The sequence below is a fragment of the Agrobacterium sp. H141 genome (genome assembly GCF_057158725.1).
Map to the genome: position 1 here is coordinate 3,300,266 of NZ_CM169893.1, position 12,160 is coordinate 3,312,425.

Consider the following 12,160-nt stretch of genomic DNA (forward strand, 5'->3'; position numbering starts at 1 on the left):
TGGAATTTATACTATGCTTACTGGCGCAATTCAATTCGTTTCATGAATATAGGAGGGTGGCTTTGTGAGACCTTGAGGGTCTTGGAGACAAAGGAAGAATTTATGACAATCAAGATTTACGGCGATCCCGGATCAGGCAGCTTGCGGCGGGTGACCACGGCGGCAAACGTCATGGGCATCGAAATCGAACACGTCATGGTCGATTTGTTCAAGGGCGAGAGCCAGACGGCTGAGTTCAAATCACGGCTCAATCCGCACGGCCTGACGCCTGTTCTGGTCGATGGTGATTTCGTTCTCTACGAAGCTGCCGCCATCAATCTTTATCTGGCGAGTAAGGCAAATTCCCCATTGGTCGGAGCAACCGCAGAAGAACGTTTTGAGGTCCTTCAGTGGATGTTCTGGTCGGGTGAGCAATGGCGCGTTTTTGCAACGGCGCTGTTCGATGAGCGAGTGGGCAAGACGGTCATGGGGCTGCCAAAGAATGAGGCCGTCATCGAGCTTGCCGAGAGCAAGATTCGTGCGGCAGCGAAAGTGCTTGACCAGCATCTGGAAGGCCGCAAATTCGTTGTTGGCCAGACGCTGACGCTTGCCGATATCGACATTGCAGGTCCGTTTTCGCAGATCGATCGTTCGAGGCCTCCGCTTCGGGATTTTCCCAATCTCATGGCGTGGCACGACAATCTACTTCAGTCGGTTCCCGCTTGGGCCGAAACAAAGCGCGTGGTTGATCACCGCATCGACAGCTTCCTGTCGAGTGTCGGCGTAACGCTTTGAACAACTCGCTTTGTATGTTCCTTTGATGGAGGACGTGGCAGACCTTGTATTTGCCACGTCCTCTCACGCGTGCGTGGCCCGCCTTGAATATCCGCTAAGGGCCGGTCACCGCCATAGGCGAATCGGGATGGTCTGACCGACACCGTGACATGCGCCGGCCAAGAGGACTTTCTCTTTCCTTCCCCGCCCTTCCCCATACTAACGAAAAAACCGCCAGGCTTTCACCCGGCGGCTCTTGCAAAACGCGTGGTGTCAATCGGGTCAGACGAACTGGCTGAGACCGGGGACGGAGTTGACGACTTCGTCGACCACGTCGTCGCCGGCATATTCGCGGGCAGCGGCGATGGTTTCCTTGGCAAGGGCCGTGATTTCGCCCATGCCGAGGCCCTGGGCCATCAGCTGCTGGCCAAGACCCATGACGCCGCCACCGCCGATGGCGCTCATCAGGCCGCCGAGAAGGCCCTTGCTTTCGCCTTCGCCATTGTGTTCGGCCACCAGTTCCATGGCGCCGGGAATGGCTTCGATCATGCGGGCCACGGCGCCATCATCGGCTTCGCGCTGCAAAAAGCCGAGCATCATGCCCAGCGCCTTTTCGGCTGTATCCGGCTCCAGGCCAACATTTTCGGCAATGCGGGTTGCGAGTGCGTTCATCAAGGTTCTCCTCTGAAGTTCTGACGTTGACGTCAACGTAATCAAGGCTGACGGCGAACTCAAGCGCGCCCGCTCTTTTCTCCCGGGCATTTTTGACGGTCTCAACTGCTGCCCCAAGCAGTTGTCGATGTTTCACACTATCCTTATAAGGGCAAGACAAGGACGCCGTGAAGACGCCGGTCGGGCATGTTTTTGGCCGTGGCATATCTGCGCAAGCAGGCAAGATGGGGACATGGAATGCTTGAAGCAGGCAAGATTTATATCGGCACCAGCCGCAATCCGGACGACAGCCTGAACAAGGGCGAATATCTGAACCTCAAATATGCCAACCGCCATGGTCTGGTGACGGGGGCCACCGGCACCGGCAAGACCGTGACGCTGCAGGTGCTGGCCGAGAGCTTTTCCAATGCCGGCGTTCCGGTGTTTTGCGCCGATGTGAAGGGCGACCTTTCGGGCATTGCCGAAATCGGCACGGCCAAGGATTGGGTGACCGCCAGAGCCGCACAGATCGGCTTCAAGGATTTCGATTTCCAGCAGTTTCCGGTGATCTTCTGGGATCTGTTCGGCGAAAAGGGCCACCGGGTGCGCACCACCATCGCCGAAATGGGCCCGCTTTTGCTGGCGCGGTTGATGGATGCCTCGGAGGCGCAGGAAGGCGTGCTCAACATTGCCTTCAAGATTGCCGATGAGGGCGGTCTTGCCCTGCTCGACCTGAAAGACCTGCAGGCACTGCTGAACTATATGGCAGACAATGCCAATGAATTGTCGAGCCGCTTCGGGCTGATTTCCAAATCCTCCGTCGGCTCGCTGCAGCGCGGCTTGCTGGTGCTGGAACAGCAGGGTGCCGAACATTTCTTCGGCGAGCCGGCCTTGAAGATTGCCGACATCATGCGGGTGACCAATGACGGTCGCGGCGCCGTCTCGGTGCTATCGGCCGACCGTTTGATGATGAATCCGCGGCTCTATGCCACCTTCCTGTTGTGGCTGTTGTCCGAACTGTTCGAGGAATTGCCGGAAGTGGGCGATCCGGACAAGCCGAAGCTGGTATTCTTCTTCGACGAGGCGCATCTTTTGTTCGATGGCGCCCCGAAAGTGCTGATCGAGCGGGTGGAACAGGTCGTCCGGCTGATCCGCTCCAAGGGGGTTGGCATCTATTTCGTCACGCAGAACCCGCTCGATGTGCCAGACAGCGTTCTCGCCCAGCTGGGCAACCGGGTGCAGCATGCGCTGCGTGCCTATACGCCGCGCGAGCAGAAGGCGGTGCGCACGGCTGCCGAAACCTTCCGCCCCAACCCGGCCTTCGATTGCGAAACCGCCATTACCACGCTCGGCATTGGCGAGGCGCTGGTCTCCACGCTGGAATCGAAGGGCGTGCCCTCCATGGTGGAGCGTACGCTGGTGCGCCCGCCCTCTGCGCGCCCGGCGCCGATTACCGACGCGGAACGCCAGCAGGTGATGGCGCTCAGCCCCGTTGCCGGCCAGTACGATACCGATCTGGACCGGGAATCGGCATTCGAGATCCTGGCCGAACGGGCGCAAAAGGCAGCGCAGGCCGAAGCGCAGAAACAGGCAGATGAGGCCCGGGCCGAACAACAGGCCGACGACGACAGCGCTGCCGGTCGCTGGACCCTGCCCGGCTTTGGCGATGAGGATGATCGCGATGACGGCCGCTCCCCATCCGGGCGCAGCACCTCGAGCCGCAAGACAACGACCCGGCGCACGCGCCAGCGCGAAAGCGTGGTGGAAGCGGCCATGAAGAGCGCTGCCCGTTCGGTCGCCTCATCGCTCGGTCGCGCCATTGTGCGCGGTATCCTGGGAAGCCTGAAGCGATAATAGAGAAACGGCGGCCGCTTGAACGCGAAGGCCAGGCCACATTCCCGCGACCGGCGATAGGGCGGAGCCGGTGCTTGGGGGGAAGCCGGCTCCGCCCCGCCTACCAACGCGCCTCGGGGGGGAGAGGGAGAGACGCGCGGATATAATTCACTCACCTGCCCCCTGGACAACCAAGGGCAGGATTGTCGGCCTGCGGTGCTGACTTCACTTGCCGACGAATCAGTTATATTAGAATTTCACCATATTAGCCATATCTATTGCATGCGACACTTAATGGAAGCCTAATATTTGTCGGCGATTGGGTGTGGGGGGGATGGCAGCCAGCATTGCAACCCATCACAACTCTTGTTTGGTGTAAATTTAATATATTATCGTTCAGGTTGCATTCATCAATGAAAACGTATATAGATGATCATCGAATGGTCAGGAGTGTGAAAAATGTTGAAATCTGTATTTGCGATTGCTGCCGTCGTTGCTCTGGTCGGAGCAAGTTACTTCACCACCACGTTGCCTTCCGTGGCAGCGGGGCCTTGCAATCCGGCTGTCCAAGTCTGTCTGTGACAGTCGGTAGTTTTTTAGGCTTGAATGAATAACATGATCTACGTCGGCTTTGTCTTGGCCGGCGCATTTACGCTTATTATCGAAGCATATCGCAACTTCAACTCAACGAGCGCACGTCATCCATTCGATCTGCATCCAATTCTAAAGGCAATTGAAGTTCGCCACCTTTGCACAAACGGCGAACTTATTTTCGGTTTCACATGCTATGTCGCGTTCTATATCATAGCATATTTTGTCATATTAAGTAGCGCAGAACTCTATGGATTACTGCTCAAGTTTCAGAATGCGTCCATTGAAATTGGCGCTTCGGATACGCAAATCGACATTGGAGGCGCAAATCTCGAGGATGAGTTCTCGTTCATTGGCAGTGACTATAACAAGCCCTTAATCGTCTCAGCCCTCATCATCACCTCACTATCTATCGGCGCAGTCAAACCGATAGAGCATACGATGCGCTCACTCGCGCAACGCCTGTCCGGCGTGCCGCGTGGCGTCTACCGCGTAATCTCCGGACTGCGTGGACTGAAATATGATGAAATCATGCAAGGTCAGGCCAAGCCACTTGATAGCCTTTACGATCAAATGACTAACGATCGCCAAGGCTCTCGCACTGACCCCCTAGTCGCTAAATCCCTAAAGAAAATACAGGATTCCAGTGACATCAGAAGTACACTGGTCACAGTGGATTGCCTGCGCAGGGCCACCAATGCAGTGGGCTATAACCTCTACTTTCCACTGCAAGAGTTCGAGCGCATGCAGCCTGTGTCGGCACAGATTGAAAGTGACTACGACTCCCTATTAAAGAAGCTCAGCGCACCACCAAGCCAGGAACAGGTTCAACAATATACACAAGAACTGCAAACCCAAGCTGCGCTGCTTAAAGCCAATCTGATGGCGTTCTTTGCGGTGCTATTCATTCGCAATAACCGTACGATTTACAATGCGCATGGTGACGAAACGCGCAGAGATGGCGATGACAATCAGAAAGCAAACCGCGATCCGGTCCTGCTAATGAGGGATAAGCTTGCTGAACCCGAAAAGGATGAACACAACGCATTTGCGCTCAGCCTGATAATCGCTTTCGTTCCCGCCTTTATCATCACGATTGCGCTTTATTACTTTTGGCTATTTTGGTCAGCGTCGGCCGACCCGGCCCAATATACCAAATATCTGTCTGATCCTGTTAACTCACTTGTTGACGCGAACAAGTGCCCATCAGCGCATGCGCTGGTCTGTGAAGGTGCTGTGAAAGCCTATTTGCAGGAACACAAAGGGGACATATTCAAAGCCGCATCCTGGGACCAATTCCAAAGTATTATCGTAACCGGCGTGAGTGTTCTATTGGTCATGCTCGGACGAGACGTCCGTCTGGAGGAACAATCATGGCGCGACGATTGGAAGATGCACCAGTTTCCGTTTCTACGATTTCTAGGCCTTTGTATTTTTTCAGGATTAGCAGCTTTTTTCCTCACCGCTTTGACACAATTCGCGAAATTGGCGGTGGCCGCTGGTATTCTGACGAAAGGTATATGGCCAACAAAAGCCCAAACGATCAATCTATTCGATGAATACGGCGACTATTTCGCGACGCAGATAGGCGCGGGCATCATACTGGCCATGTTTGCATTAGTGATAATGGACAAGCACAAGCATGAGCGCTGGCAGATGCGGCGCACCTTATTTACTGCTGCATTGGGTGGATTATTGTATCTTTCCTTTCAGTGGGGCTGCCTCTTGATCACAGTTCCAGTGCAAGGCGATGTGCCCGGCGCTCTTTTCTCTAAGAGTTTCCGCGACGCACTCATTTATTCGCTGCTACCGGCCCTGTTTCTGCTCTCATTCGGCTGGCTTCTCGAGTTGTCCGAAAAACATGGCGATACGGAACACAAGACGAGAGCCCCTGGGATGCCTGAACCGCCTTTAGAACAAGCGGAGGGCTCCACATGAAATGGGCTATTGTGGCTTTCCTCTCAGCTTTGGCGTCCCCCATGAACGCTGAGAACTTAGAACCGGCTCAACCCGCCGAGATAAAACTGTCCATCGGTATCCGCAGTAAAGCTCGTCCATTCTCTTACAAGATTGATGGAAATTTTATTGAAACCGATGCCGCACGCGGCCCATTAAGTCGACAGGGATATAGCGGATACACCGCACGGATTTGCGACGCAGCACTTGCGGAAATGCTGCTCGCTCAAAATATCCATCCCGAGCTGACCATGGACATGATTGGGATCTACGACATCGACGAAGAGTATCGTCTGTCAATGGAGCGCTTTGGCAAAGAAATGCGCGAATACAACTCCCGACAGAGCAAGGCAGAGACCGATGGCGCAGAAAATACCGGCACCAGTGAAGCCGATGGCGATGGTGATGGTGATGGTGATGGTGATGGTGATGGTGAAAATGCGCCCGAGAAACCGCCTACGCCAAGCGCTATACGGTTCAATAACTTAGGTCAGAAGTTTGATATACTGTGCGACCCGGCGACGATAACCAATGGACAACGCTCATTAATGGTGTCGCCTCCGCTCTTCGTCACCGGGATAGGTTATCTCAAACTGAAAGACAAACCCATTCCCTCTCAACCTTGCGGCACGCCAAGGCCAGAACCTGCCTTGGACAGCGACAACACAACAGTTATCGAAAACACAGAAGCAAACACGACGATATCCGAGCCTGCGCTTATTGGCCTGGTGGGCGGGACGACGGCAGCGACCAGAGGACTGCAAGCCTTGATCGCGGCAAAGGAGCTTCCGAATTTCGAGCATCAACTGGTGCAATATCTCCGACTGCCAGAAAATGTTCAGCAAAATCCGGGGCACAGCCTTGGCCTCTCAGGCGATCCGGTATGCGATAAAGCCGGTACAACCCTGGTCAACATCTATCCAGACCACGACGAGGCGTCGCGCGCATTCTGTCGCGGTGATGCCTTCCACTATTACCTTGGTGACATCGACATCATACGCACATATGCAGCGACAATAGCCGGCTGCAATTTTGACAGCAGCCCGATCACTTATACCAATGACCGCTACGCTATATTCGGAAAAGCTATCAGCAAAGTCGGCACCCTAAACCCAAAGGTGATTGAAAGCCCGCTTACTTACCAGCGCAGCAAAACATCTCGAGAGCTGCTTGTCGCGAAATTCTTCGAGATCCTCTCGCAAAAAGTGCTATTCAATCCATCGGTTCTGGATAAAGCCTACGAGGATACATTCCCCGATCAACCACAAAGCCGTAAGCTGAAACTGTTCTACTGGGCGATACGTGGAGAACGCGCAATTGAACCACATCTTCCGCTCTACACGCGAATGAAGCCGGCGACGGAAAATTAGGTGATATCGCTGGCACGCTGAGAGAAATTTCTGCCTTGGCAGATAGGGGCGGCTGCCTGTATGCACCTGGGTCATACAGATCTCCCCGCAGACTGCATCTGCCAGACAGTATTCGTGTGCCATGTCCCCCATTCTTCGCCGTATCGTCTATGTCACTGCCTTCGAGGGCATTGCCATTGGGTTTAGCGTTCTGATCTTTCTCATGCTCGGGCATGACGAGACGTCTTCGGGGTTGGCGGCGGTGATATCCTCGACGGTGGCGGTGGTGTGGAATCTTGTCTTTACCACCATGTTTGAATGGTGGGAGGCGCGCAGTGCCGTGAGGGGACGCTCCGTCCTGCGGCGGCTGGTGCATGCAGTCTTGTTCGAGGGCGGACTTGCGGTGGTGCTGACGCCCGTTCTGGCAGTCCTTCTGGGTATTTCAATCGGTGAGGCCTTTGTGACCAATCTGGGCCTGCTTCTCTATTTCCTGATCTATACCTATCTCTTCAACTTCGCCTTCGACCGGATTTTCGGCCTTCCGCAATCGGCCAAGTAGGAGAAAAGCGATCCACGTCCAGGTGGCGCGCCAATGGCATGCAAACGCCGTTTGTCAGGGTCGGATCATGGGGCGACGAGCATGAAAAACGGGCGCGAATGGCGCCCGTTTCCGTTGTCTTCGATCGCGCGGTCGTGACACTGGCCTTGCAGCGATGCGACGTCTTCAAGCCGCCTGCCTGTCCGACGAATGGTGCCCGCTCGGCAGGCTGAACACACCGACAAGATTGCGCAGGCGCGCTGCCTCGTTGGAGAGACTGGCGCTTGCGGCATTGGTCTCCTCGACCATGGCCGCATTCTGCTGGGTCACCTGATCCATGCGATTGACCGCAGAATTGACTTCGGTCAGACCTTGCGACTGTTCGCGGGCGGCACGGGCAATGGCGTCCATATGCTGATTGATCTGACCGACATGATCGACAATGCGCTGAAGCGATCCGCTGGTTTCGCTGACGAGCTTCACGCCGGTGGACACCTCATCGCCAGACTGGGTGATGAGAGCCTTGATTTCGCGAGCGGCATTGGCCGAACGCTGGGCGAGTTCCCGCACTTCCTGGGCAACCACCGCAAATCCCTTGCCGGCATCGCCGGCACGGGCCGCTTCCACGCCGGCATTCAGCGCCAGCAGATTGGTCTGGAAGGCGATCTCGTCGATCACGCCGATGATGCTGGAAATCTGGCTGGAGGAGGCTTCAATGCGCTGCATCGCACTGATGGCGTTGCCCACGACATTTGCAGATTCCGCAGCGTTGCGATTGGCTTCCGCGGCCACCTGGCGGGCCTCCTCGGCGCGTTTGGACGAGGAGCCGACATTGGCGGTGATTTCCTCAAGGGCTGCCGCGGTTTCCTCCAGCGAGGCTGCCTGCTGCTCGGTACGGCGCGCCAGATCGTCGGCGCTGTTGCTGATTTCGGTCGAGCCGTTGTCGATGGCAGTCGTCGAGCCGGACACGTCCCCGAGGGTCGCGCCGAGCTGGGCCACGGCGCGGTTGAGATCGAGGCGCAGCTGCTCGAAATCAGGCGCGAAGGGCTCGTCCAGCTGAAACGTCAAATCGCCTTCAGCGAGTTTCTGCAATCCGACCGCGAGACCCGCTGTTGCCTGTTTCAGGCGCGCCTGAGCCGATGCTTCAGCCTCCTCCTGCACACGAATGCGTTCGGCCTCGGCACGGGCGCGATTTTGGGCTGCCTCGCGCTCCAGCTTGCGATTGGAAATGGCGGCCAGCCGGAAGACTTCCAGCGCCTTTGCCATTTCTCCGATCTCGTCGCGACGTCCGGTCCCATCGATTTCCATGTCCGCATCGCCATCGGCCAAGCGCTCCATGGCACCCGCCATTCCGGCGATGGGGCGCGATATGGAGCGACCGATAAGGAAGACGGCGATGCCGAGCACGGCAAGCGTTGCCAGAACCACTATGGCTGCAATGGTCTGGCTGCGAGAAACCGCTGCATCGCTGCTTTCCAGCTTTGCCACAGATTGCGCCTTGGCCGCATCAAGGGCTGACAGGATCTTCGTGTCGATCTCGGCGAAACGCATATTGCCCGTTGCGCGCGCCTCGGTCTCCTCGATCACCACCTCGGCATAGGTCTTGAAGGCATTGGCATAGATATCCAGAGCCGACAGAATCTTCGCCTGCAGATCGGCTGGCAAATCCGATTGGGCAAGATTGGTAAAATTCGAGACCTCATCGGCGTGCTTGGCCAGATATTTCGGATCCTTGCGCAGCATCAGATCCTTCTCATGACGCCGAAGCATGAGCATGCTGACCAGGAGCTTGTCGCTCTGGACCGCCTTCAACTCCGTTTCGATGCCGTGAACAGCCTCGCGCATCTGGCCTTCAAGGCCCTCGTTCGGCACCAGCCCCAGCTTGATGTCGGTGGCGAAGACATTGTGAATGGCGTTCACATAGGCATCGTAGCTCGTTTCGATTTCAGCGAGAGCGGGTTTTTGCGGGGTAGCAACCAGCGCAGACACTTCTGAAATCAGCGCCGCGCCTTTGGCAACACTTTCATCAAAGCTGGACTGGGCTTCCACGGATTTATCGAGCAGGAAGTCCTTCTCGTATCGTCTGTTGTTGTGCAAGGCACCGTTCAGGGCAGAGAGCTTGCCCGCGATTTGATCAAGTCTTGTAAACTCCTGCCGGTAGGACTGTTCGGTCGCACTCTGCATCATAAAGATGCCGGTTACGGCGGCCACACCGAGGGCGGCCACACATGCCAGCGCAAGAATGCGGTGGACGATACGCATTCGGAAAGCCATAAGCAGAATATCCTTATTTAGAACTTCAAGATATTATGATTTATGCCGAACCAAACTTAATCGCGCATTAACAGCGAACCCCGAATTCTCAACTATAAGTCGCACCGGCAGACAAGCGCCCGCCCCCTGACCTGACCTGACCTGACCGATCAACGATCATCGTGTCTTGGACACCAGCGAGAACATCGCCCCTTGCGGGTCCAGCCCCGTGACGATGAAGGAGCCGCCCGGCACTTCATGCGGACCGTTGACAATCTGGCCACCGGCGGATTTGACCCGTTCCGCTGCAGCATCGATACCGTCCACATTGACGTAATAGTTCCAGAATGGGGCTGGCATATCGGCCATCTTGGTCATCATGCCGCCGAGGCTTGCACCATCATGCTTGAAGGTCTGATAAATGCCCATGGCGCCCATATCCACAGCCATCTCCTTTTCCCAGCCGAACATGCCGGAGTAGAAATCGAATGCGGTGTCCAAATCGCCGGCATAGAGTTCGCGCCAGCCAAAGGTGCCGGGCGAATTTTCGGCTGGTGCGGGTGGCATCGGTCCGTCGGGCATAACCGGCTTGAACAGGCAGATAACGGCCCCTTGCGGATCTGCGGCCACCGCAAAACGGCCCGTTTGCGGGATATCCGTCGGCGGCACATGGATAGAGCCGCCGGCTGCTTTGAATTCGTCCGCTTTCCGGTCGACGTCGTCAACCGCGACATAGCCCATCCAGCCTGGACGGCCTCCGCCAGCCAGCATGTCCGGCGTCAATGCCATCATGCCGGCAACGCCCATCTCGAAGCCGTCGACGTTGAAGATTGTATAATCCACGCCCGGTACATTGGAATCCTTGGCCTTCCAGCCATTGACCTTTGCATAGAAATCGGATGCCGCCGCGGTATCGGTGGTCATCAGTTCGTACCAGATGAAATTGCCTTGCATCATGTCAGGTCCCTTTCCTTGCTCAACGGAGCCGCTTCATGTCGTCGCGCATGAATTCCTTGAACGTGCCATCGGCCTGGCGGACAGCGCCTGTAAAGCGGCGATGATCCGCATCGAGGAAGGTGATCGTGTCGCGATAGAGCTCGGTTTTCGATGGATCGGTGAAGGACGGACCCTCGGCCTCCAGAATGAGCGTATTGCCATCCGGTTCCACCCAGCCGCTATAGAGCCAAAGCGTATCCATCATCGAACCGACCCATGAGCCGACATATCGTCCGGCCTTGGCGTCGAAACCCAGGGTGATCATCATTTGTCCGCGTTCACCATTGGGCATCAGCCCGCCGCTTTCGGCAACAAACCAGATGCCACCCAGCGTGCGGACCGTCTCGCGCCACTGCTTGTCGGGATCATCGGCATCATAGCCCGGGTGGTGCGCACTGGAGGTGACGACCCATTCACCGAGCAATCGTTCGAGAAACCTGTGTTGCGGTCCCGGTTTTGAAAATTCCATCGGCTGTCCCTCCCTTCGCGTTCACCCGCTGCAGCAGCCGGCAACCGGCTTCTGGTCGTATTCATCGCGCCGCTTGAGGAAACTCAAGGTGCCCGTTTCATTGCGCCCGAGCGGTGCATAATCGAGCATCATCAGGGCACCGAGTCCCTCCTCGCCGCCGCGTGCGTAGTTGGAATAGGTGTGGAAGATGCGGCCCTGATCGTCCTTGTAGAAGGCCGACATACCGGGCAGTTCGTCATGGGCCCGCTCGCGCGGGATCGTCGTGAAATTGTACTCGACGCTGCCGGAGGCCAGCTCTTCCTCTGTAAAGGAGACGTGATAGTCGAAATTGAAGTCCGAACCGTTCGAAGACACCCACGGGAATTGCCAGCCCATACGGCGCTTGTAGGCCTCAATCTTGTCCAGCGGCGCGCGTGACGCGCAGACCAGTGTGACATCGTGATTATTGAGATGAACCAGCATCCCATCGATATGATCGGCGAAGAACGAGCAGCCGGTGCATCCGGCATCCCAGTCGGGACCGAACATGAAGTGATAGACGAGAAGCTGGCTTCGACCGTCGAACAGCTCTGCCAGCGATCTGCGACCATCGGCGGTGTCGAAGACATAGTCCTTGTCGACTGCGACCCAGGGCAAGGCAAGACGCTCGGCATTGAGCTTGTCGCGCGCTTTGGTGACCGCCTTTTCGCGTGTGAGAAGGCTGCGGCGCGCATCCAGCCATTCATCGCGGGACACTACGGCATGCTGCATGTCAGATCCTCCCGATTTCTC

Annotated in this window: 10 protein-coding genes; 5 read left to right on the forward strand and 5 right to left on the reverse strand. The window is 56.5% G+C overall.

What is annotated here, in order from left to right; genetic code table 11:
* The first annotated feature begins 102 nt into the window (after positions 1-102).
* Entirely contained in the window at positions 103-774 is a 672-nt protein-coding gene (locus tag ACWPM9_RS15500; protein ID WP_484755717.1) for a glutathione S-transferase family protein, read from the forward strand.
* Between the two features lie 261 nt (positions 775-1,035).
* On the opposite strand, the gene ACWPM9_RS15505 is transcribed toward ACWPM9_RS15500, so the two are convergent.
* The gene (locus ACWPM9_RS15505) at positions 1,036-1,425 is read right to left on the reverse strand and encodes a hypothetical protein (RefSeq protein WP_428185504.1); all 390 of its coding nucleotides are present in this window, start codon (positions 1,423-1,425) and stop codon (positions 1,036-1,038) included.
* Between the two features lie 237 nt (positions 1,426-1,662).
* Here ACWPM9_RS15505 and ACWPM9_RS15510 point away from each other — a divergent pair, with 237 nt between their 5' ends.
* From ACWPM9_RS15510 to ACWPM9_RS15525, 4 genes are all read left to right on the forward strand, one after another.
* Positions 1,663-3,258 carry a helicase HerA-like C-terminal domain-containing protein gene (locus ACWPM9_RS15510; RefSeq protein WP_428185505.1) on the forward strand — a complete coding sequence of 532 codons (1,596 nt, stop codon included), beginning with the start codon at positions 1,663-1,665 and terminating at the stop codon, positions 3,256-3,258.
* 594 nt (positions 3,259-3,852) lie between these two features.
* The gene (locus tag ACWPM9_RS15515; protein ID WP_484755718.1) at positions 3,853-5,766 is read left to right on the forward strand and encodes a hypothetical protein; all 1,914 of its coding nucleotides are present in this window, start codon (positions 3,853-3,855) and stop codon (positions 5,764-5,766) included.
* Complete coding sequence (locus tag ACWPM9_RS15520; RefSeq protein WP_484755719.1) at positions 5,763-7,154, forward strand: hypothetical protein; 1,392 nt, start codon at positions 5,763-5,765, stop codon at positions 7,152-7,154. The genes ACWPM9_RS15515 and ACWPM9_RS15520 overlap by 4 nt, the downstream gene beginning before the upstream one ends.
* A gap of 121 nt (positions 7,155-7,275) precedes the next feature.
* The gene (locus ACWPM9_RS15525) at positions 7,276-7,692 is read left to right on the forward strand and encodes a PACE efflux transporter (protein ID WP_484755720.1); all 417 of its coding nucleotides are present in this window, start codon (positions 7,276-7,278) and stop codon (positions 7,690-7,692) included.
* A gap of 165 nt (positions 7,693-7,857) precedes the next feature.
* Here the strand turns inward: ACWPM9_RS15525 and ACWPM9_RS15530 are convergent, their stop codons facing one another.
* The 4 genes from ACWPM9_RS15530 to ACWPM9_RS15545 all read right to left on the reverse strand — a co-directional run bounded on the left by ACWPM9_RS15530 (position 7,858) and on the right by ACWPM9_RS15545 (position 12,139).
* A complete protein-coding gene (locus ACWPM9_RS15530) occupies positions 7,858-9,945 on the reverse strand; it encodes a methyl-accepting chemotaxis protein (RefSeq protein ID WP_484755721.1) in 2,088 nt (695 codons plus the stop codon).
* A gap of 156 nt (positions 9,946-10,101) precedes the next feature.
* Complete coding sequence (locus ACWPM9_RS15535; RefSeq protein ID WP_428185508.1) at positions 10,102-10,881, reverse strand: VOC family protein; 780 nt, start codon at positions 10,879-10,881, stop codon at positions 10,102-10,104.
* Between the two features lie 19 nt (positions 10,882-10,900).
* Complete coding sequence (locus tag ACWPM9_RS15540) at positions 10,901-11,389, reverse strand: DUF1579 domain-containing protein (RefSeq protein ID WP_428185509.1); 489 nt, start codon at positions 11,387-11,389, stop codon at positions 10,901-10,903.
* A 21-nt stretch (positions 11,390-11,410) separates the two neighbouring features.
* Positions 11,411-12,139 (reverse strand): DUF899 domain-containing protein, encoded by a 729-nt coding sequence (locus tag ACWPM9_RS15545; protein ID WP_428185510.1) that lies wholly within the window; start codon positions 12,137-12,139, stop codon positions 11,411-11,413.
* Positions 12,140-12,160: the final 21 nt, after the last annotated feature.

Bases quoted from the DNA above. Each gene is read 5' to 3' on its own strand.
- ACWPM9_RS15500 (WP_484755717.1), top strand. From the start codon at position 103: ATGACAATCAAGATTTACGGCGATCCCGGATCAGGCAGCTTGCGGCGG.
- ACWPM9_RS15505 (WP_428185504.1), bottom strand. From the start codon at position 1,425: ATGAACGCACTCGCAACCCGCATTGCCGAAAATGTTGGCCTGGAGCCG.
- ACWPM9_RS15510 (WP_428185505.1), top strand. From the start codon at position 1,663: ATGCTTGAAGCAGGCAAGATTTATATCGGCACCAGCCGCAATCCGGAC.
- ACWPM9_RS15515 (WP_484755718.1), top strand. From the start codon at position 3,853: ATGATCTACGTCGGCTTTGTCTTGGCCGGCGCATTTACGCTTATTATC.
- ACWPM9_RS15520 (WP_484755719.1), top strand. From the start codon at position 5,763: ATGAAATGGGCTATTGTGGCTTTCCTCTCAGCTTTGGCGTCCCCCATG.
- ACWPM9_RS15525 (WP_484755720.1), top strand. From the start codon at position 7,276: ATGTCCCCCATTCTTCGCCGTATCGTCTATGTCACTGCCTTCGAGGGC.
- ACWPM9_RS15530 (WP_484755721.1), bottom strand. From the start codon at position 9,945: ATGGCTTTCCGAATGCGTATCGTCCACCGCATTCTTGCGCTGGCATGT.
- ACWPM9_RS15535 (WP_428185508.1), bottom strand. From the start codon at position 10,881: ATGATGCAAGGCAATTTCATCTGGTACGAACTGATGACCACCGATACC.
- ACWPM9_RS15540 (WP_428185509.1), bottom strand. From the start codon at position 11,389: ATGGAATTTTCAAAACCGGGACCGCAACACAGGTTTCTCGAACGATTG.
- ACWPM9_RS15545 (WP_428185510.1), bottom strand. From the start codon at position 12,139: ATGCAGCATGCCGTAGTGTCCCGCGATGAATGGCTGGATGCGCGCCGC.